We start from the raw sequence: 21,269 nt of genomic DNA, 5'->3' as shown, positions 1-21,269 counted from the left end.
GGAATAATCCGGGTATGCCGCCCGCGTCCTTGCTGTGACCCGGGCCCACTGACAGGACCCGGGATTTTCTTCAAAGGAACCACCAACGCCGACCGTTGCTCCCCGAGTGGGGAGGCGTCCAGCGCCGGGAGTGTTTCTTTGGCGTTGACTTTTGGCACGCTGTTGAGTTCTCAAGGAACGGACGCTTCCTTCGGTGCGGAATCAACCGCGCCCTCCGGGCGTTTCGTTTCGTTCTTTGCTCTTGTGTTTCAGCGATTCTTTCGTTTCGCTTTCGCGTTTCCAGCTTAGCACACCGTTTCGGCCGCTTCGCTTTCCTCGCTTTCGGCTTCCACCGCGTTTCCGCGTTTTCCGCCTCCCGGACTCTAGCAGATCTTCCGACCCGCTTTTCGTCCGTTGCTTTCGGCCTCCGAAACTTTCGTTTCCTTGGCTTCCGGCCGGCCGAGCTTAGCAGACCCGTTTTCCCGCCTCCACCAGCTCCGCTTGATCATTCCGGCGGTGCCGGCGGCTTGCGAGCCGCGCGTCTTGCTCCGGATCTCTCCGGCGCTCGATGCATCAACCTTAGCAGGTCTCCGCGGTATTTCCGAACCACATTCTGGGAATGCGATTCACAGCAATAAATGGCAACACAAATAAAACCCTCGGAATTTGGATGATCAAATTCCGCGTGCTTCACAAGGGTTGTATCGATCACTGGTGCAACTGGTTCACACCCATGGAGACACCACAGGCACGGCGCGGCCGAAGGCCGTCCGTTTCCGGATGGATCGTTGGGGTGTGAGTCGCGGTGGGATCGGCCATCGCGCCGGTGTTGAGGGCGCGCCTGTCCGGATCTCCCGAAGTAGCAACTCGTACGAGCTTAAACCACCCTCTTGGGTGAGTCAAGCCGGCCCCTATACCCAGCGGATCGGGTCGGGAACCGGCTTGACGCGTCATCCGAGGGAACAGCTGGTGAACCCTCGTCCGCCGTTCCTCAGGCAGTGATCTCCGCCGCGGCGAGGTTGCGCTTGCCGCGGCGCAGCAGGGCCCAGCGGCCGTGCAGCAGGTCGGTCGCGGCGATCACCGCGTCCTCGTCGGTCACCTTGGCGTTGTTGAGGTAGGCGCCGCCCTCCCTGATGGTGCGCCGGGCGCCGCCCTTGCTCGGGGCGAGGCCGGTGGCGACCAGGGCGTCCACCACGGTGGGGCCCTCCGGGAGCCGGGCGCCGGGGAGTTCGGCGACCGCCGCACGCAGCGTGGGCTCGTCGAGTGCGGTCAGGTCGCCCTGGCCGAACAGTGCCTTGCTCGCCTCGACGACCGCGGCGCACTGGTCGGCGCCGTGTACCAGCGTGGTCAGTTCCTCGGCGAGGGCCCGTTGCCCGACGCGGGCGGCGGGGCGTTCCTCGCTGTCTCGTTCGAGGGTCTCGATCTCCTCGTGCGAGCGGAAGCTGAAGGTACGCAGGTAGCGGGACACGTCGCGATCGTCGGCGCCGAGCCAGAACTGGTAGAAGGCGTACGGCGTGGTCAGTTCGGGGTCGAGCCAGACCGTGCCGCCCTCGGTCTTGCCGAACTTGGTGCCGTCGGCCTTGGTCAGCAGGTTCGTGGTCAGGGCGTGTGCCGGGCCGTGCGGCTCGTTGCCGGTGATCCGGCGGATCAGGTCGAGGCCGGCGGTGATGTTGCCCCACTGATCGCTGCCACCGATCTGGAGCGTGCAGCCGTGCCGCCGGTACAGCTCGACGAAGTCGTAGGACTGGAGCAGCACGTAGCTGAACTCGGTGTAGCTCATCCCCTCGCCGGCGAGGCGGGACTTGACCGTCTCGCGCGCGAGCATCTGGTTGACGCTGAAGTGCTTGCCCACGTCGCGCAGGTACTCGACGATGCTCAGCTGCGAGATCCAGTCGTGGTTGTTCGCCATCACCGCGGTGTTCGGCGCCGTGCCCTCGAAGTCGAGGAACGCGGAGAGTTGCTCGCGGATCCGGTCCGTCCAGGCCTCGACGGTGGCGACCTCGTTCATCGCGCGCTCGGCGGCCGGCTTGGGGTCGCCGATCAGGCCGGTGGCGCCGCCGACCAGGGCGATCGGGCGGTGCCCGAAGAGCTGGAGTCGGCGCAGCGTCAGTACCTGGGTGAGGTGGCCGACGTGCAGGCTGGCCGCGGTCGGATCGAACCCGCAATAGGCCGTGACGGGACCGTCCGTGAACGCCTTCTTGAGCGCGTCCTCGTCGGTGGTCTGGGCCAGCAGGCCCCGCCACCGCAACTCGTCGACGATGTCCGTCACAGTGCCTGGTCTCCTCGATCGATGATCCGGATGGTCCGGATGATCCGGATGAATGGTCCGGATGATCTGGGTGTGCTGCCGCTGTTGCGGCCGTTACAGGGTGCCCGACTCCCCCGTCTCGGCGCTAACCGCTTTGCCGGGTATCCACGGCTGCCGCTCTGTCGGTGCGCTTGCGGGGCTGGTGGGGGCGGTACCGGCTGACCGTCGGGTCGTCCGCGATGTGGAAGCGCCACGGTTGGGTGGCACCACCGCCGCCGACGCCGGTACGGGGGCCGGTGCGGATGGCGGTTCGGGGTGGGGGCGTGCCGTACAGGACGCGGACCGGGCCGGTCGGGTCGCAGACGTCGGTGCCGTCCTGGGTGCGGTCCAGGGCCAGCGCCACGGCGAGCCGGGCCGGGCCGCTGGCCAGGTCGGTGTCCCTGCGGGTGGTCGGGCGGCGGGCCCGGGCCAGGGCCGTACCGGCGGTGATCTCGCCGCCGCGCATGAGGACACCGGACGCCCGGCCCGGCGGGCCGCAGACCAGGTTGGCGCAGTGGTGCATGCCGTAGGTGAAGTAGACGTACAGGTGTCCCGGTGGGCCGAACATCGGCGCGTTGCGGGAGGTCCGGCCCCGAAAGGCGTGCGAGCCGGGGTCGTTGGCGCCGTCGTAGGCCTCGACCTCGGTCAGCCGCAGCTCGACCGGGCCGGCCTCGGTCTCGTGGACCACGGTTCGGCCGAGCAGGTCGGCGGCGACGGCCAGGACCGGGCGGTCGAAGAACGAGCGCGGCAGCGGATCGGTCGGGCCGGCGGTGGGAGCACCCATGGGCAGTCAGCTTACGGGCGGGGCGTGGGCGGCGGGCTCACGCGTCCAGGAGGGCGTGGACCCGGGTCGCCCAGTCGGCCTCGAACCTGGCCCGGGGCAGCCCGGTCGCCCGGCCGAGCGCGGTGTCGACGGCGGCGGGGGCCGGGTCGGCGTAGACGGCGGTGACGAAGTCGTAGACGGCCGCGGTGCCGCCGAGTTCCTCGATCCGGCGGATGGCCAGGTGGGCGAGTTCGTAGGCGGCGGCGTTGCCGACCGTGTCGGCCTGGTACAGCTCGTTGTCGGTGGGCAATTTGCCGGTGAACCGGTTGGCGGCGAGGTAGGTGCGGGCCTCGTACAGCTCGTCCGTACCGAGCAGGGTCCGGCCGCGCAGGGCCAGCCAGTCGGCGAAACCCTCGACGACCCAGACGGGTTGGTCCTGGTTGGGCACCTCGTTGCGCAGTGGGGTGACCAGCGCGTGGGCCATCTCGTGGCGCAGGAGTTCGCCGAGTCGGCGCGGGTTGGGCGAGGTGAACCAGCCGGACGTGGTGTCCAGCACGATCCGCGAGCCGCCGAAGCGGCCCTTGCCGCCGGCGCCGACGGTCCGCAGTGCGTAGGTGAGGCCGGATTCCTCGCCGTGGTCGCCGGTGCGTCCGCCGTACAGCCGGTAGAAGGTGTCGCGGTCGGCGACCGGGACGATCACGAAGCCGGGGGCGGTACCGGGTGGGCCGCCGTCGGCCCACGTGTCGAGGTCGGCGCGCGCGGCCTGTTCGGCGTCGTCGGCGAGTCGGTCGGCGCCCGGTGCGGTGGCCGGGTCGGCGAGCACCACCACGTGGTCGCGGCGGACCACGGTCAGGTCGGCGTGGTCCCAGGGGGCGGGGTAGTCGCGGGCGTACGCGTAGCCGGCTCCGTCGTAGGGGGTGCCGTCGACGGCGGTGATCCGCAGCGGGGCACCGGGGCCGGCGCGGACCACGGTCCAGCGGTAACCCTCGCCGACGGTGGCGGTGTCCGCGCCGGAGACGCGGTGGTCGAAGGAGACGTCCACGTAGGCCACGGTCCGGTCGTCGGCGGTGGGCATCGTCTGTACGGTCTCGACCCGGTAGCCGAGCTGGTCGAAGGTGATTCGGCCCAGGTTGCGGAACAGTCGAAGCTGGCCGGGGAGCAACTCGGGGACGTCCGGGTCGAGATCGACGGTGAACGCGGGTTCGTCCCGGCCGATCAGGGCCCGTGCGCGACGGTCGGCCAGGGTCTGGATGTCGGCGGTGGCGATGGTCGGGCCGTGTGCCGGTGCCATCGGGGTCGCGGTGCCGGGGCGCGGCCCGCCGGGTGCGCCGTCGGCGGCGCGGGGCCTGGCGTTGCCGGGGCCGCTGAGCGTGACACCGAACACGATCAGCGCGGCGAGCGCAAGGGCGAGCGCGATCAGCGGCGCGGCGAGGCGGCGGACGGCGGAGCGGGGGCGGGTGGGGGTCGGGTCCTGGGCCGTCGTGTCGTCGGATATCGCGCCGTCGGCCGGCGCACCCTCGGGTATCGCGCCGTCGGCGGTCCCGGCCTCGGCGGTCCCGGCCTCCGCGGTCCCGGCCTCCGCGATCCCGGCCTCCGCGATCCCGGCCTCGGCAGTCTCGGCCCCGGCAGTCTCGGCCCCGGCCGTCCCGGCCTCCGCGATCCCGGCCTCCGCGATCCCGGCCTCGGCGGTCGCGCCGGCGGTGATCGTGTCCTCGGGTATCGCGGCGGGCTCGGCGGGTATGCCGGTCGAGCCGTCGTCGGCGGCACCGCCGGTGTCGTGCGTCGGCTCGGTCACGCCGGCTGCCTCCCCCTCGTTGGCGCGAGGATACCTACGCGATCTTCGCCGGTTTCCCGGATGGTGAGAATAGGCTCGTCGGGACAGGGCGCTCGGCAGCCGGCCGGGTGCCGCCGAGCGCGATCGGAGTCCGTCGTGAGCGAGCCCAAGAAGCCGCCGCTGCCCTACGACTACCTGCCCGAGAAGCCCGTCTTCACGGTCACCAGCCAGGATCTGACGGATGGTCAAACCCTGCCGACCGCGCAGGTCAGCGGTGTGCTGGGGGCGGGCGGCGAGGATCTGTCGCCGCAGTTGTCCTGGTCCGGGTTCCCGGCCGGTACCAAGAGCTTCGCGGTGACCTGCTTCGACCCGGACGCGCCCACGCACAGCGGCTTCTGGCACTGGGTCGTGGTGGATGTGCCGGCCGAGGTCACCGAGTTGGCGAGCGGTGCGGGTGCGGTCGACGGCAAGTCGTTGCCGGCGGGGGCGTTCCATGTCCGCAACGACACGGGCGGTCCGGGCTATGTCGGCGCGGCACCGCCGGAGGGGCACTACCCGCACCGGTACGTATTCACCGTGCATGCGTTGGACGTGGAGCGGCTGGGCGTGGACGACACGGCGACGCCCGCGTACGTCGGGTTCAACCTGTTCGCGCACACCCTCGCGCGCGCGGTGCTGGTGTCCACGTACGAGCGCTGAGCCGCGCGCCGATCGGGTCGGCGGGCGCCGCGATGATCACAATCGGCCGGCCAGGGGCGAATTCCCGTCCGGTAATTGCGTTGTCCCGGTGATCGCCCAAAAGGCACAGTGGTCGAGTTGTCCGTACTGACGGTTCGTCGAGTCGAAGGGTGCGCATGAGCGTCGTGGCACCGCCCCAAAGCTGAGCGCGCGTGGTCGCGCCCGGTCGGTTCGGTGCGCGTCCGGGTGTGCTCGCTCGTCCCCTCGTCGACCAGGTGAGGGGAGGTCGCATGCGGGAGACGTTGGTGCTGAACGCGACGTATCAGCCGCTGGCGACGGTGTCGTTCAAGCGCGCGCTGGTGTTGGTGCTTCAGGAGAAGGCGGTCGTCGAGCATGTCGATCCCGGCCGGGTGGTGCGGGCGGCGACGCTGGAGTTTCCGCTGCCGAGGGTGATCCGGTTGCTCAAGTTCGTCCGGGTGCCGTTTCGACAACAGGCCGCGTGGTCGCGCCGGGGGGTATTGCTCCGGGACAACCGGCGCTGCGCCTACTGCGGTGGGCGGGCCACCACGGTGGATCACGTGTTGCCGAAGTCGCGCGGTGGGGCGGACTCGTGGCTGAATACGGTCGCCGCGTGCGGGAGCGACAACCAGCGCAAGGCGGCCCGGACGCCGGCCGAGGCGGGGATGCGGTTGTTGTTCCAGCCGTACGAGCCGTCGGCGACGCGGGCGTTGGTGCTGGCATTCGGGGTGGCCGGTGTCGAGGGCGCCCAGTGGCTGGCCGAGCCGATCCGGCCGCCGGTGCTGGCGATGGGGGCCTGAGCGGGGACGGCGGGCCGGTCGCGGGCTGCGCGGCACGATGAGGGTGGGGCCGCCGGGGTTGGTTCGTTCCCCCGGCGGCCTTCGTGCTCCGTGCTTCGTCGTCTTTCGCGCTTCGTCTTTCGTGCTTCGCGTTTCGTCTTTCGTGTTTCGTGCGTACGGGTCAGACGGTCTTGCGGACCCAGGCTGCCCAGTCGGTGCGCAGGCGGTCCGGGTCGGTGTCGAAGGACGCGGTGAGGGCCTCGTCGATGGTGCGGTATTTGCCGGCGTAGGTGTTCGCGAAGAACGTGCACACCCGCTCGGCGCCGTAGCGCTCGGCGAGGTAACGCACCATCAGGTGGGCCAGGTTGTAGGCGTGTTCGACCCGGGCCTCGTCGCCGGTCTCGAACTCGGTGTCGGCGGGCGGTTCGCCGGCGAACTTGCCCCCGGCGACCAGCGCCCGGATGTTGTCGGTGATCGTGCGCGTGAGCGGCCGGTCGGCCTCCGCCTGCCAGTCGGCGAACCCCTCGGCCAGCCACGTCGGCGCCTCGCTCCCCTGGCCCGGACCGGCCAGCGGGGCCACCAGCGCGTGGGTCATCTCGTGCCGGAGCAGGATCGGCGCGAAGGTCGTGTCGCCGGTCAACTGGTCGTTGTCGACCACCATCCGCACGCCGCCGACCGGTCGATCCGTGCCGGGCATGGACAACGCGTAACCGGCCGCCCAGTCCTGCACCTTGTCGCTGTTGTACAGCTTGCCGAAGGAGGTACGCGACGAGGTGAGTACGAGGGCGAAGCCGGGCGAGGTGCCGGGGCCGCCGCGCCAAGCGCCGAGGGTGTATCCGGCGGCCTGTTCGGCCTGTTCGGCGTTGCGGCGCAGGGTCGCGGCGTCCTGGCTCCGCCCCATCAGTACGACGTGTGGGCGGCGTTCCACCGCCAGGTCCCACAGGTCCCACGCGGCGGGGAAGCCGGCGAAGCCGGACGCGGTGTCCGCGTCGGCGGCGCCGTCCGCGCCGATCAGCGTGCATGGGTCGACCGGGTCGGCGCAGCGGGCCTTCCAGACGTAGGTCTCCGGTACGGGGCCCACATCGACGCCGGTGATGGCGTGTTCGAAGGCCACGTCGACGTTGACCGTGACCGGCCAGGCGGCGGCGGTACCGGCCCGCTCCGGGTCGGAGCCGTCGGCGGTGACCGTCTTGACATTGCCCCGGGTACGCCAGCGGGCGGTGTCGAACGGCACCTTGCGCAGATTGCCGAACAGCCGGCGCTGCCCGTCGACGAAGGCCGTGTCCTGCGGGTCGACGCGGGCCAGGAAGGCGGCTTCGTCGCCCTGTTCGAGGGCGGCGGAGCGGGTGCCGGCGAGGGCGTCGAGGCGGGCGAGTACGCGCGAGCTGATCCGGTCCGCAGCCGGGATCGGCCCACCCCCGGCCCGCTCACCCGGTCCGGGCGGCCGGGACGCGGCGCGCTCGGGGTTCGGACCGATCGTGGGTCGATCGTGGCCGAGCAGCCGATCGGCCGTGTCCAACCCGTCCAACCGGCCGAACGTACCGGCCAGGAACGCGAGCGAGAGCAGGCCGCCGAGCAGTGCGACGCAGATCGCCCACGGGCGCGAGCGGCGCGGCTCGACGGCGTTCGGCCACCGGGCGTGCGGATCCTCGGCCGGCACGTCAGTTGCCCACCTTGGTCTTGACGTACTTGGCCCAGTTGCTCTCGAAGGTGTCCCGGTCCAGGCCGGTCGCCTCCTTGAGCGCGGCGTCCACGGCGGCGGGGGTCGCGTCCTTGTACACCGAGACCACGAACTGGTCGGCCTTGGCGGTGCCGTACTTCTCCGCGATGTAGCGGATCGTCAGCATGCTGTAGTGGTAGTTGACGGTCCCGGTCTTGGCGTCGGGCGAGTTGATCTCGGCGTCGGTGGGCAGCTTGCCCGCGAACTTGCCGGAGCGGACCTGCTCGCGGGCGTCCGGCTGGAACCACTCGGCGAGCGAGAGGTCGGTCCAGGCGAGGTATTCGGCGAAGCCCTCGGAGACCCACAGCGGCGGCCCCTCGGTGCCGCGCTCGAACTCGGCGACCATCGCGTGGCCGAGTTCGTGGCGCATCAGGTGGGTCTGCTGCTCGCCCTCGTTCTTGGCGAACATCGAATCCGAGCCGTCCAGGGTGATCCTGCTGCCGGCCATCGGTTGGTCGCGGGTGGTCGGGCGGGCCGGTGGCATGGTGCGGCATACGCCGGTGACGTTGGGCAGGTCGTTGCCGGACAGCGCGCGGGTGAAGGTGTCGTGGTCGGGCGTGACGTAGATGACGAAACGCTGCGGCGTGATGCTCGGGCCCTGCCAGACCGCCAGGTTCTTCTTGAGCGCGCTCTCGGCGCGGTCGGCCCACGCGGCGGCCTTGCTCTTGTTCTTGGCGGGTACGGCGAGCAGTACGTGTGGCCGCTCGATCAGCGCCAGTTCGTCCTCGTCCCACGGCGCCGGGTAGGCGTTGCCGCCGCCTCGGGTCGAGCCGCCGACGATCTTGGTGATCAGCGGCGGGGCGGTGGGGGTCGCGCGGGAGAGGGTCCAGGTGTAGCGCTCGGCGATCGGCTCGCTGTCGACGCCGGTGATCTGGTGGGCGAAGACGACGTTGACATCGCGGGTGAGCGGGCCGTCGTCGGTGCCGGGGTCGATGGCGGCGGTCGATGGCCGGAATTCGACGCTGGTGAACGGGAACAGCCGCAGATTGGCGAACAACCGGCGCTGCGCGGCGAGCAGTTCGGTGGCGGCCGGGTCGATGCCGGTGACGAAGGCGTCCGCGTTGCCGGCCTTGAGGGCCTCGGTCCGGGTGCCGGTCAGGGACGTTACGTCGGCCGGCGCGATCCGGGTGACCTGGGGCCGCGCCCGGGTCGATGCCTCGGCTTCGGTGTCCTCGGCGATCGGCGCGGCGGTACGGGTGGTGGGCGCCTCGAACACGCCGCCGGCGGCAAGGGACCCGAGCAGCACCAGGATCGCCAGCACCCCACCGGCGACGGCGAGCAGGCGCCGCCGGGAGTCCCGACGCTGCTGCTCGGGCGGCGGGATGAAGGGGAGGGGGCCGTAGGGGCCTGGTTGGGCGGGGGGTTCGGTGGGGGGTGCGTCGGGGCTTTCGGCGGGTTCGGCGGGTTCGGCGTGGGCCGCGGCTGGGCCTTCGGCGGGGTGGGTGCGGGCCGCGTCGGGGCCTTCGGTGGGTTCGGCGTGGGCCGCGTCGGGGCCCTTGGCGGGCTGGGCGCGTGTCACGTCGAGGCCCTCGGCGGGCTCGGCCGGTGGGCTCGGTACGCCTGGCGGGGTGGGCTCGGCGGCGTGGGACGGCGCGGCGAGCGGGTGGGCGGTCGGTACGCCTGGCGAAGCCGGCTCGGGGGTCGCGGCGAGGTCGGCGGCGAGATCGGCGGCGCCGGGTATCGCTTCGGCTCGCGACTCGGGCGTAGCGGAGGCGGCGGGCGCGGATGCGGTCGGCTCGGGCCCGGTGGGCTCGGGGGTCGCGGCGAGGTCGGCGGCGAGGTCGGCGACGCCGGGAATCGCTTCGGCTCGCGACTCGGGCGTAGCAGAGGCGGCGGGCGCGGACGCGGCGGGCTCGGGCAAGGCGGTCTCGGATCCGGCGGGCGCGACCGGCTCGGGCGCGGTGGGCCCGGGGGTCGCGGCGAGATCGGCGACGCCGGGTATCGCTTCGGCTCGCGACTCGGGCGTAGCGGAGGCGGCGGGTGCGGGCGCGGCGGGCTCGGGCGCGACCGGCGCGGATCCGGTGGACGCGGACGCGACCGGTGCGGGCGCGGCGGGCGCGCTGGGCGCGGATCCGGCGGGCTGCCGCTCGGAGTTGGTTTCGCCGAGCATCGCGGCGCCACCCGATATCGCCTCACGGTGCGGGCCGGGCGTCGTGGACGTGGCGGGCTCCGGGGCGGCGAACTCCGGCTCGGCCGGCGTGCAGGTGGCCGGCGCCATGCCGGCGCGCTCGGCGGGCTCGCGCTCCGGGCGTGCGGAGGCGGCCGGCTCGGATCCGGTGGGCTCCGCTGCGGAGTTGGCACCGGCGGACATCGCGGCGGCGGCGATTGGCTCGCCGTGCGGGCCGGGCGTCGTGGACGTGGCGGGCTCCGGCTCGGCGAGCGTGCGCGGGTGCGCGGGTGTGTGCGTGGTGTCGTCGGTGGTGTCCCCCGGCAGGCTTTCGCCCGTCCCCATGTTCCGGCTCTCGGGCCGTTGTTCGGATCGTGCCTCGGACCCGGTGGGTCCGTCGGTCGATTCGCCGGCCGACGCGCGCGTGGCGTCGCCGGCAGCGGTATTGGGCATGTCGGACATGCCAGTCCTCCCCTGGACCGCCGGCCCGGTGATTCCGCCCCCGGCCCCGAATCGGCGATCCGATCATGTGTTCGCCGAGGTTATCCACGCCCCCGGACCCCTTCGGCAGTGGGGCCCGAGTGTGCTCGCCACAATCGCCCCCGCCGCTCAGCCGCCCAACTCGGCCCGTACGTACTCGGCCCATTCCGCCTCGAACCGGGCCCGGTCCAGGCCGGTTGCGGCCCTGATCGCATCGTCGAGCAACACGGGCCGGGAGTACATGGCGACGACGAACTCGTCGACCTTGGCCACCCCGTACTTCTCCGCGAGGTAACGGATCGTCAGGAAACTGAGGTGGTAGCTCGCTCCGGCGGCCTGATCGTTCTTGCCGAACGTAAGCAGGTCGTCGTCGACCGGGAGTTTGCCGGTGAACCGGCCGGCCCGTAGCTGCGCCCGGGCCGATGCCTCGTAGTTCACGGCCGGCGTACGCCCGTCCCCGGCGAGGTATTGCGCGAACCCCTCCGACACCCAGCGGGAGCGGGCGGCCGCCCCCGCCTGTGACGAGTGCGCGAACTGCCCCACCATGGCCTGGGCCAACGGCCCCCGCATCAGACCGATCCGGGCGTTCGCGTCACCATAACCGAGCACCGACCCCGTACCGTCGAAGGTGACCCGGGAGCCGATCGGCGGCATATTCCTCCCGTCGGGCCGGGCGGGTGCGACCAGTTCACAGGCACCGGTCACATTGCCCTTGCCGAGGAGAGGCTTGATGGTCGCCCCGGTCGTGGGCACGAAGACCATGAAGCGGCGTGGGGTGATCGCGGGGCCGTGCCACGCCTCCGCGTTGCGCTTCGCCGCCGTCTCGGCCTGATCGGCCCATGCCTCGGCCCGTGACCGGTCCTCCACCTCGACCGCGAGGAGCACATGCTCACGCTGAAGCACCGCGAGTTCGTCGCCGTCCCACGGAGCCGGATATTTGACGCTGTCGAGCGTGCCCGTCGTCGCGCCGCCGACGATCTTCGTGATCCGCAGCGGTGCCTCGATCGAGGCTCGCTCCATCGTCCAGGTGTAGGTCTCCACCGCCTCCGCGCTGTCGACGCCGTCGAGTTGGTGTACGAACGCGATCACGAAGTCGTACGAGTACGGCCCGGCGTCGGCCGCCTGGACCACGTCCAAGGTCGCCGGCGGTCGAAACTCGGCCCTGGCGAACGGGAACAACCGCAGGTTGGCGAGCAACGTCTGTTGCCCGGCCATCAGTTCCGCGTTCGCCGGGTCGATCCCCGACACGAACGCCGTCGCGTCGCCGTTCTTGACGGCCTTCGTGCGAGCGTCGGTGAGGGCCTTGACGTCGGCGTGGGTGATTCGGGTGACGGTGGCCGGGGGTTCGGGCGTCGGTGCGGCCGGTTGTTCGGCTGCGGCCGCCGTTGCCTTGGGCGCGTCCCCGTCGAAGGCGCCGCCGAGGGTGAGGGCGCCGGCCACCAGGGCTGCCGTAACGATTCCGCTCAGTGCCAGAATCGTGGTCCGCCGTCGCCTCGTGGGCCGGGTCCCCGCCGTGGGGTCGGCGGTGGACGCGTCGCTGGTGGGTATCTCGGACACGTGGTCCCTCTCCTGGATCACCTGTCCGCAGGCCCGCCCGCACCGGCCCCGATTCGGCGATTCGATCATGTGTGCGCCGAGGTTATCCGGCCGCCTGCACGGCGTCGAGCGGCTTTGTACGTGGGCCGATCCCGGGTCAGGAGCCCGTCCCCGCCTCGACCGGGTCGGTGTCGGCGGCGAAGGTGGGGGCGGCCAGGTCGATCGGTAGCCAGGACTGGGGTACGTGGTAGCCGGGGATGTCGTAGGACGCCGTCCGGTCCGCGGCCAGCCCCTCGACCCTGGTGGACGAGCCGTCGGGGTGGGGCAGTTGCTCGGTGTATCGGTAGTGCAGGTGGCCGTGTGCGGCGAGGGTGGGTCGGTAGGCGTCCACCAGGCGCTGGATCCGTTGCTGGTTGGGGAGGCAGCGTGGGTCGGCCTTGCGGTTGATCGCGGGCGTCGTGCGTACCGGTTTGTCGTGGGTGAGCAGGATGTCCACCGGCGAGCGGTCGAGCAGTACGGCGTCCACGTCGGTGTCCGCGGCCTCCTCCTCGGGGAACCACAGGCTGCCCGCGAAGTCCGGTACGTCGGCCGGCGGTCGGCCCGCCGCCGCCCGGAACGACTCCTTGCGGAGCGCCTTTTCGTACCGCCGGCGTTCCTCGGCCAGGCGCTGCTCCCGGTCCATCGACAGCGCGCCGCCGAAGGCGAGGAGGTTCGTCCCGTGCCAGGTCCAGCGGTGCCCGCGGGGCGCGTACCGCACGCGCGGGCGCACGATCACGAAGCCCTGGTCGTCCCGGTTGTCGCCGTAGGACGCCAGCAACAGCCCGGATTTGTCGTGGTTCCCGTCCAGGAAGTAGACGTCGACGCCGCGCGCGTGGGCCGCGCGGTCGACCTCGTCCAGGTAGCGGACGCCGGACGCCTCGTGCTCCCAGTAGCCGAAGTCGCCGAGTTGGAAGACCCGATCGACGTCCGCCTCGGCGGCGGCATCCAGCACGAGCCGCATGTGCCGGGTGTTGCCGTGCGTGTCACCGGCCAGCAAAATCCGCATCGTTGAGCCCCCGTTCCTCCCCCAGCCCCGATGGCAGGTGCGCGTACGCCCCCGCTGCCCATCATCGGTGATCCGGCGGCTTGCGGTGTGGGGGTTTTCCCCGGGGCTTCGGGCGTCCCGAGTCTTCGCGGGCCTCGCCTCGGGCTTCAGGCGCCGGGTGGCACGAACGGTAGGCCCGGGGTAGCGCCGTGGGCGATCAGTCGGTCGACCGCCGCGTTGTCGAGGTGGTCGGCGACCAGGTCGCCGAGCGCGTCGAGGCGGTGTTGTCGGGCCGCCTCGAAGGAGGTGTCCGGCGAGCCGACGAAGCGCCGGCCGGATCGGGCGGCGGTCCGGGCCAGGAACGCGCGGCGGAATCCGTCGTTCTCCAGCGCGCCGTGCCACAACGTACCCGTCACCGCGCCGACCCGGCAGCCGTCCAGCGCGCGGCCGTCGGCGGAGGTGAACAGCGGCTCGCCCGCCTCGACTTCGACGACGCCGTGGTGGATCTCGTAGGCGCTCACCGGCTCGCCGTCGGCCCGGCCGGACGGGCGGGCCAGCGTCTTGTCGGCGGCGAAGCGGACCCGGATCGGCAGCAGCCCGAGTCCCGGGACGACACCCGCCCGGCTCTCCACGTCGTCGTGGATCTCCCGGCCGAGCATCTGGTAGCCGCCGCAGATACCGAGGATCGGCCGACCCTCGGCGGCGCGCCGGGCCAGCGCGGTGTCCAGCCCGCGCTCGCGCAGCCAGGCCAGGTCGGCGACGGTGGCCCGGGTGCCGGGGAGTACGACCAGGTCGGCGTCGGCGATCTCGCCGGGCGTACTCACGAACCGCACCACCACGCCCGGTTCGACGGAGAGCGCGTCGATGTCGGTGAAGTTGCTGATCCGGGGCAGCCGGAGCACGGCGACGCGCAGGATGTCCGGGCCGAGCGGCGGTTCGGGCGTGCCGCGATCGGCGTCCAGGGCGAGCGAGTCCTCGACGTCCAGCCACAGACCGCCCAGGTATGGGAGTACGCCCAGGACCGGGCGGCCGGTGAGTTCGCGCATCCGGGTCAGCGCCGGGTCGAGCAGGCGGGCGTCGCCGCGGAACTTGTTGATCACGAAGCCGCAGACCAGTTCCTGGTCCTCGCGCGAGAGCAGCGCGAGGGTGCCGAAGAACGACGCGAAGATGCCGCCTCGGTCGATGTCGCCGACCACGAGCACGGGCAGGTTCGCGGCGCGGGCCAGGCCCATGTTGGTGATGTCGCGATCGCGCAGATTGATCTCGGTGGGGCTGCCCGCGCCCTCGCAGACGACCACGTCGTAGCGGGCGCGCAGATCGGCGAGGGAGGCCAGGACGGCCTCGAACAGTTGCGGCTTCAGCTCGCGATAGTTCAACGCCCCGACCTCGGCGATCGGCTTGCCGAGGAGCACGACCTGACTACTCATCAGCCCACCCGGCTTGAGCAGTACGGGATTCATCACCGCCTCGGCCGGCACGCCCGCGGCGGCGGCCTGCATCGCCTGCGCCCGGCCGATCTCCGCACCGTCGGCGGTGACCATCGAGTTGAGCGACATGTTCTGCGCCTTGAACGGCGCGACCTTGACGCCTTCCCGGGCCAGCCGCCGACAGAGCCCGGCGACCACGACACTCTTCCCGGCATCGGAGGTGGTGCCGGCCACGAGGAGGGCGCCGTTCATGGGGATGCCTTTCGGGTGCGACGGGCTGGGCGGGCGACGGGGTGGGCGAACGACGGGCTCGGCGAGCGACGGGGTTGGCGGCGCTGCCGCTCGGGGGCGGGGGCCGGAGGTGTCGGGGGGGCCGGAGGCGGGGGGCCGGAGGCGGGGGCAACGGATGGGTGCGCGGCGGTCGTCGAGCCGCTGCATGGGTGCGACACAGTGCGCGCGTCGTGGGTGGGACCCGCGTGCCGGCAGGCGTCGAGGGTGGGCCGGAGAGTGGGAAGGGCCGGTCATCGAAGCGGCCTTCGAGTACGCACCACCGCACGCACGGCACGGGCGCCGACCGGGCCCGCAGGCCCGCGAGCGGGTGGACATGAGCCACCGAGCCGCCGCTCCGGCCCAACGCGCGACCCGAACCGGCGAGCGGGGCCGGCCAGCGGAAAGGCCGGTCACCGAGGCGGCCTTCGAGTACGGACCGCCGCGCGGGCGGCACGGTCGTCGGCCGAATCTGCGGGCCGATGACCCTGCCGGCACCGGTCGCCCGGCCGCCACTCGGGCCCGACACGCGGTCCGCGTCGAGGGGGCGGCGGGCAAGAGAGCGAGGCGGGTCGTCGAGGCGGCCTTCGGGCGCGACCCGGCACGGGGACGGCACGAGTGTTGCCCGCATCGGAGAGCCGACGAGCGGGAGGGCCCGGGGCGCCGTGCCGCCGCTCGGGCCCGACGCGCGATCCGAGCCGGGGGTAGAGCCGGCGAGTGGGAGGGCGCCGGTCACCGGGCCCGCCGTCGAGGGTGGTGGGCGGTGCGGGTGGCGGTGTATGTGACGGCCAAGGCGGCGGCGGTCAGGGCGACGCCGGCCGAGAGGCGGTTCGCGCGGGCTATGTCGGTGGGGCCCGGGGGTGGGCCGTCGCCGAGGTGGGGGCGGTATTCGGTGCGGCCGGCGTAGACGTTGCGGCCGCCGAGGGTGATGTCGAGGGCGCCGGCGGCGGACGCTTCGCAGCGGCCCGCGTTGGGGCTGGGGTGGCTGCCGCCGTCTCGGCGCAGTACGGCCCAGGTGCGGGCCGGGTCGCCGCCGACCACCGGGGCGGCGGCGACGGTGAGCAGGCCGGTGAGGCGGGCCGGGAGCCAGTTGGCGGCGTCGTCGAGGCGGGCCGAGGCCCAGCCGAAGTTCTCGTGGCGCGGGGTGTGGTGGCCGACCATCGCGTCCAGCGTGTTGATCGCGCGGTAGGCGAGCAGGCCCGGGATGCCGGCCACCGCGCCCCAGAACAGCGGGGCGACGACGGCGTCCGAGGTGTTCTCGGCGACCGATTCGACCACGGCCCGGGCGATGCCCTTGTCGTCGAGGCGGGCGGGGTCACGGCCGACCAGTCGGGGCAACGCGGCCCGGGCGGCGGCCAGGTCGCCGGCCACCAACGGGGCGGCGATCGTGCGGGCTTCGCGGCGCAGCGTGGTGCCGCCGAGGACGGCCCAGGTACACCCGGCGGTGGCCGCGACGGCGGCCAGGGGGCGGCCGGCCACGACCCGACGGAGCCCGAGGCCGAGCGCGGTGGTCGCGCCGACGCACAGTCCGGTGTAGGCAACGCCCCGCGCGCGGCTGTCCCGGTGCATGGCCCGCTCCAGCCGGCCGGCCAACGTGCCGAACCCGGCCACGGGATGGCCCCGGCGGGGGTCGCCGAAGGCGGCATCGAGGGCAAAACCCGCGGCGAGGCCGAGAGCGGTATGGGTGGCGGTCGCGGGCATCCCGGCATCGTTTCACGGGCCCCCGGCCGTCGACGCGGTGGCCCGGGAGTTCCGCGAGGGGCTCGCTCAGAGCAACAGCCGGACTACCGCGACCAGGCCGACGACCACGATCACCGCACGCAAGGCCGTCGGCGGCAGCTTGCGGCCGATCTTGGCGCCGAGTTGGCCGCCTATCACCGAGCCGAGCGCGATCAGCAGGACCACCCACCACGCGACATCGGCGACGATCATGAACAGGATCGCGGCGACGCCGTTGACCACGGCCGCGAGCACATTCTTGACCGCGTTCATCCGCTGCAGGTTCTCCGCGATGAACACGCCGAACAGCGCGAGCAGCAGGACCCCTTGGGCCGCGCCGAAGTAGCCGCCGTAGATGCCGGTACCGAACACCGCCACCCACAGCAGCGGGCCGCCGTGCCGGGGCACCGCCTCGGCCGAACCGTTCCCGGCCCGTCGGGCGGCCAGGCGTCGGGCCAGGCGCGGTTGCAGCACCACGAGTACCAGGGCGACCACGATCAGGACCGGCACGATCGCCTTGAACGCGCCCGCCGGCAGGGTCAGCAGCAGGATCGCGCCGGTGATGCCGCCGAGCAGCGAGGCCACCCCCAGGCGGATCAACCGTGGCCGCTGGCCCGCCAGTTCGCGGCGGTAGCCGATCGCGCCGCTGATCGAGCCGGGGACCAGGCCGATCGTGTTCGAGACGTTCGCGGTAACCGGCGAGTAGCCGAACGCGAGCAGTACGGGGAAGGTGATCAGCGTCCCGGATCCGACGACGGCGTTGATCCCGCCGGCCGCGATGCCTGCGGCGAAGATCGCCAACGCTTCCAACCAGCTCATGCCCGCCCCGCTTCGCCGCGATGATCCTGGCGTCGGGAGGACTTCGGGTGTCCCCCGTGGCCGTAACGCCACAGATCATCGCAGCCGGGTACGCGAGCTCGACGCGGCGGGCAGTGCCGGCGCTCGCGTGCCGACGGCGGCACCGCCCACCGACGGCACACCACGCCGCGACGGCTCGACCGGGGACACCGGCGGATCGGCGGATCGGCGAAGGACCGAAGCGGCGCGCGCGCACGACGCCCAGCGCACCGCGCACAAACGCGCGAACCCCCGACCCACCCCCGACCCGGCGGGCGGTGCTCCCGGCCGATGCACGGCGGCGGCTGCACCCCGTCGGCCCACGGCACGGCCGCACAACCCGCGATCGACCCTCAGCGCGGCGGCCGGTGACCCCGTTCGATGTGGGGTGGCTCCACGCCGCCGGCCGGCGGCGTGATCCGGCGGGGCGGGTCGGCCGGCGGGGGTGTGGCCGGGGCGGTCGACGAGGCGCCGTTGCCGAGGCCCGCTTTGCGCAGGGGGGTGGCGGGGGGCGGGGCCTGGGTGGCCGAGCCGGGCCAGGCCGGTTCTTCCTCGACCGGGATCTGGGGGAGTCGGTGGGTCGGGCCGGAGCCGTTGGGGGACAGGTTGCCGACCGCCTCGCCGATGCCCTCCAGCGCGCGGGTGACCTCGCTGGGGAGGATCCACAACTTGTTCGAGCTGCCCTCGGCGATCTTGGGCAACATCTGGAGGTATTGGTAGGCGAGCAGCTTGTTGTCGACCTCGCCGGTGTGGATCGCCTCGAAGACGGTGGCGATCGCGCTCGCCTCACCCTCGGCCCGGATCACCGCGGCCTGCCGCTCACCCTCGGCCCTCAGCACGGCGGCTTCCTTGTCACCTTCGGCGGTGAGTACCTGCGAGCGCTGGTGGCCCTCGGCGGTCAGGATCGCCGCGCGCTTGTCCCGCTCGGCGCGCATCTGCTTCTCCATCGAGTCCTGGATGGAGGGCGGCGGTTCGATCGCCTTGAGCTCGACCCGGTTGACCCGGATCCCCCAGCGCCCGGTCGCCTCGTCGAGCACGCCGCGCAGCCCCGCGTTGATCTCCTCGCGCGAGGTGAGCGTCTGCTCGAGGTCCATGCCACCGATGATGTTGCGCAGCGTGGTGATGGTCAGCTGCTCGATCGCCTGGATGTAGTTGGCGATCTCGTAGGTGGCCGCGCGCGGGTCGGTGACCTGGAAGTAGATGACGGTGTCGATCTGGACGACGAGGTTGTCCTCGGTGATCACCGGTTGTGGCGGGAACGGCACGACCTGTTCACGCAGGTCGATCATCTGCCGAATACGGTCTATGAACGGCACGAGGATGTTGAGTCCGGCGTGCAGCGTGCGGGTGTAGCGCCCGAATCGCTCGACGATGGCGGCACTCGCCTGGGGGATCACCTTGACCGTCTTGACCAGGGCGACGACCACCAGCAGTACGAGTACGACCAGGACGATGACGGCGGTGGCCTTCACGATCTCTCCCGAGGTCCTGCTTGCCTGCGGCTGCCTTTGAAAACCAAGGCTCTATCGAGCCTAGAGCTTCGTGGGCCGACGTGGGACGTCAACACGGTCGGCGTAACGGACGTAATCGATCGGATCGTCACATCACCACGGCGGTGGCGCCCACGATGTCCGCGACGTCCACCCGATCACCGGGTTCGAACACGGCGGTGGCGTCCAGCGTGCGGGCCGACCAGACCTCGCCGGCCAGCTTGATCCGGCCGCCGTGCTCGTCCACGCGCTCCAGGACCACGGCACTGGTGCCCTTGAGCGCCTCGATCCCGGTCCGCGTCCCGGGCGTGTTGTTGTGTCGGACCACGATCGGTCGGACGAACACGAGCAGCGCGATCGACACGACCGCGAACACGACGCACTGGATCAGGAAGTTGGCCCCCGCGCCGGCCGTGGCGGCGGCCGCGGCGGCGCCGACGGCGAGCATGCCCAGTTCCACGAAGGACGTGAGCACGCCGATGATGCCGAACGCCCCGACCGCGATGAGCCACCACATCCATGCGTCCACGTGTTCATCGTAGATCGTGGACGCACGGATCAGGAGGGGGTTCTCGGCCGAATGATCAGTACGCGGGCCGTCCGGACGGTCAGCCCTGCGTCTCGTACGCCTCCGGCAGCTCCGGCATCGGCAGGCCGCGCGCGGACCAACGCCCGTACTGCTGCTCGACGATCAGCGGCAGCCCGAAACAGTGCGACAGATTGCGCGAGTTGAGCGTGTCGGCGATCGGACCGGCCGCAAGCACCTGGCCCTGACGGATCATCAGAATGTGGGTGAAGCCCGGCGGGATCTCCTCGACGTGGTGGCTCACCAGGATCATCGACGGCGCGTACGGGTCGCCGGCCAGTGCGCCGAGCCGGCGGACCAGGTCCTCGCGCCCGCCCAGGTCGAGCCCGGCGGCCGGCTCGTCGAGCAGGAGCAGCTCGGGGTCGGTCATCAGCGCGCGGGCGATCTGTACCCGCTTGCGCTCGCCCTCGGACAGCGTGCCGAACCGGCGCTCGACGTAGTCGGCCATGCCGAGCTGGTCGAGCAGTCGGCGGGCGCGCTGCTCGTCCTCGGTGTCGTAGCGCTCGTGCCACTTGGCGGTCATCCCGTACGCGGCGGTGAGCACGATGTCCAGCACCCGCTCACGGCGCGGCAGCTTGTCGGTGAGCGCCGCGGAGGCCATGCCGACCCGGGGGCGCAGCTCGAACACGTCGACCGTGCCCAGCTTTTCGCCGAGCACGGCGACCGTGCCGGTGGTGGGGAACAGGTAGGTGGAGGCCAGTTGCAACAGTGTGGTCTTGCCCGCGCCGTTGGGTCCGACGACGATCCAGCGTTCGCCTTCCGCGACCGACCAGGTGACCTGGTCCACCAGAGGGCGTCCGTCGCGCACCACCGATACGTCAACCAGTTCGAGAACGTCGCTCATCGCCTGCCAGCTCCCCATCGTGCGCTACGCCGCCGGACGGCATCCCCTTGTGTGGGATCACCGCCTCGCTCCGTGGTCCGCGTTGTTGCACCCGGTCCGGGAGAAACCTATGACACCGAGCCGCCTCCGGTCGTGTCCGGGAGCGTTGTGACGCCCCTTACCCTTGTCCGCATGCTTGCCGAACCCCGCTCCGGACTTCTCGTCGCATGGGGCAATGCCCTGCTGGCCGGGCGCGTCCCGCCGGACGACGCGGTGTCCGAGATCGTCGGTACGGACGAACCGCATCGGGTGACCGGCGTGCCCGGGGAGAGCGGCCCGGTCGGCCTGTCGCTCGGGCTCGGCCGGCTGCGCGCGCTCGGCGTGCGCGGGCTGCGGTTGGCGCTGCCGGTGGCCGGCGATCCGCTCGCGCTGCCCGGGCCGCCCACGTTCAACGACCTCGCCCTGGTCGCGGGCGAGGCGGCGATCACGGTCGGCGCGCCGGGCACCGCGTTCGGCCTGGTGCCCGAGGTGACCCGGCACGGTACGGACGCGGATGCGGCGGTACGGGTGGCCTGGACCATGTTCGAGGTGGTCGACCGGCCCGCCCCGGGGCCGTTCCTGGCCGAGGCCGAGCGCGAGTTGGCCGAGGCGATGCGCGACACGATCGACGAGCTGACCCGGCTCGACGTGGCGGGCGGGGGGCCGGCCGGGCAACGGGCCCTTGCCGGGCTGTACCGCAAGGATTCGGACACCCGGATCGCGCCGGGCCATCCGGGCCGGGCCGGTCGGGTGCTCGACCAGGCGCGCCGGATCCACGCGGTGCTGGCCGTGGCCACGCGCGAGGACGGCGCGGCGGTCAGCGCGGCCGAGATATCCGCCCGGCTGACCGCCCTGGCCCCGCTGGAACGGGCCTGCCGGCGCGCGATGGTGGCGGCGTACGGCGCGGCCCTGGAGCCGGACCGGGCCTGAGCGGGC

General features: G+C 72.2%; 16 protein-coding genes. 3 read left to right on the top strand and 13 right to left on the bottom strand.

From position 1 onward, the window contains the following. Positions 1 to 970: 970 nt before the first annotated feature. From tyrS to ABIA38_RS02845, 3 genes are all read right to left on the bottom strand, one after another. A complete protein-coding gene (gene tyrS, locus ABIA38_RS02855; RefSeq protein WP_424636736.1) occupies positions 971 to 2,248 on the bottom strand; it encodes a tyrosine--tRNA ligase in 1,278 nt (425 codons plus the stop codon). Positions 2,249 to 2,372: 124 nt separating this feature from the next. Continuing rightward, positions 2,373 to 3,050, bottom strand: coding sequence for a DNA-3-methyladenine glycosylase (locus tag ABIA38_RS02850; protein WP_424636735.1), 678 nt, complete (start codon positions 3,048 to 3,050; stop codon positions 2,373 to 2,375). Between the two features lie 37 nt (positions 3,051 to 3,087). Then, on the bottom strand, positions 3,088 to 4,824 hold the full coding sequence (locus ABIA38_RS02845) for a hypothetical protein (protein WP_424636734.1): 1,737 nt from the start codon (positions 4,822 to 4,824) through the stop codon (positions 3,088 to 3,090). A gap of 135 nt (positions 4,825 to 4,959) precedes the next feature. Between ABIA38_RS02845 and ABIA38_RS02840 the strand changes: the two genes are divergently transcribed. Continuing rightward, positions 4,960 to 5,502, top strand: coding sequence for a YbhB/YbcL family Raf kinase inhibitor-like protein (locus ABIA38_RS02840; protein WP_424636733.1), 543 nt, complete (start codon positions 4,960 to 4,962; stop codon positions 5,500 to 5,502). 269 nt (positions 5,503 to 5,771) lie between these two features. After that, positions 5,772 to 6,299 carry an HNH endonuclease gene (locus ABIA38_RS02835; RefSeq protein ID WP_424636732.1) on the top strand — a complete coding sequence of 176 codons (528 nt, stop codon included), beginning with the start codon at positions 5,772 to 5,774 and terminating at the stop codon, positions 6,297 to 6,299. A 160-nt stretch (positions 6,300 to 6,459) separates the two neighbouring features. Here the strand turns inward: ABIA38_RS02835 and ABIA38_RS02830 are convergent, their stop codons facing one another. The 10 genes from ABIA38_RS02830 to ABIA38_RS02785 all read right to left on the bottom strand — a co-directional run bounded on the left by ABIA38_RS02830 (position 6,460) and on the right by ABIA38_RS02785 (position 20,315). After that, positions 6,460 to 7,938, bottom strand: coding sequence for a peptidase MA family metallohydrolase (locus ABIA38_RS02830; protein ID WP_424636731.1), 1,479 nt, complete (start codon positions 7,936 to 7,938; stop codon positions 6,460 to 6,462). A 1-nt stretch (position 7,939) separates the two neighbouring features. Beyond that, the gene (locus ABIA38_RS02825) at positions 7,940 to 10,567 is read right to left on the bottom strand and encodes a hypothetical protein (protein WP_424636730.1); all 2,628 of its coding nucleotides are present in this window, start codon (positions 10,565 to 10,567) and stop codon (positions 7,940 to 7,942) included. 147 nt (positions 10,568 to 10,714) lie between these two features. Next, a complete protein-coding gene (locus tag ABIA38_RS02820) occupies positions 10,715 to 12,142 on the bottom strand; it encodes a hypothetical protein (protein WP_424636729.1) in 1,428 nt (475 codons plus the stop codon). A 136-nt stretch (positions 12,143 to 12,278) separates the two neighbouring features. Then, complete coding sequence (locus ABIA38_RS02815) at positions 12,279 to 13,166, bottom strand: metallophosphoesterase family protein (protein ID WP_424636728.1); 888 nt, start codon at positions 13,164 to 13,166, stop codon at positions 12,279 to 12,281. A gap of 146 nt (positions 13,167 to 13,312) precedes the next feature. Next, the gene (locus ABIA38_RS02810) at positions 13,313 to 14,824 is read right to left on the bottom strand and encodes a cobyric acid synthase (protein WP_424636727.1); all 1,512 of its coding nucleotides are present in this window, start codon (positions 14,822 to 14,824) and stop codon (positions 13,313 to 13,315) included. Positions 14,825 to 15,571: 747 nt separating this feature from the next. Continuing rightward, positions 15,572 to 16,540 (bottom strand): cobalamin biosynthesis protein, encoded by a 969-nt coding sequence (locus ABIA38_RS02805; RefSeq protein WP_424636726.1) that lies wholly within the window; start codon positions 16,538 to 16,540, stop codon positions 15,572 to 15,574. 66 nt (positions 16,541 to 16,606) lie between these two features. After that, positions 16,607 to 17,377, bottom strand: a complete 771-nt coding sequence (locus ABIA38_RS02800) for a sulfite exporter TauE/SafE family protein (RefSeq protein ID WP_424636725.1) — start codon at positions 17,375 to 17,377, stop codon at positions 16,607 to 16,609. Between the two features lie 371 nt (positions 17,378 to 17,748). Then, on the bottom strand, positions 17,749 to 18,867 hold the full coding sequence (locus ABIA38_RS02795) for an SPFH domain-containing protein (protein ID WP_424636724.1): 1,119 nt from the start codon (positions 18,865 to 18,867) through the stop codon (positions 17,749 to 17,751). A gap of 127 nt (positions 18,868 to 18,994) precedes the next feature. Continuing rightward, a complete protein-coding gene (locus ABIA38_RS02790; protein WP_424636772.1) occupies positions 18,995 to 19,402 on the bottom strand; it encodes an NfeD family protein in 408 nt (135 codons plus the stop codon). Between the two features lie 91 nt (positions 19,403 to 19,493). After that, entirely contained in the window at positions 19,494 to 20,315 is an 822-nt protein-coding gene (locus ABIA38_RS02785; protein WP_424636723.1) for an ABC transporter ATP-binding protein, read from the bottom strand. Between the two features lie 171 nt (positions 20,316 to 20,486). On the opposite strand from ABIA38_RS02785, the gene ABIA38_RS02780 reads away from it, so the two are divergent. Then, a complete protein-coding gene (locus tag ABIA38_RS02780) occupies positions 20,487 to 21,263 on the top strand; it encodes a hypothetical protein (protein ID WP_424636722.1) in 777 nt (258 codons plus the stop codon). Positions 21,264 to 21,269: the final 6 nt, after the last annotated feature.

The sequence above is a fragment of the Embleya sp. AB8 genome (genome assembly GCF_049739465.1).
Lineage (GTDB): Bacteria > Actinomycetota > Actinomycetes > Streptomycetales > Streptomycetaceae > Embleya.
This window is presented reverse-complemented; position numbering and strand designations above follow the sequence as displayed.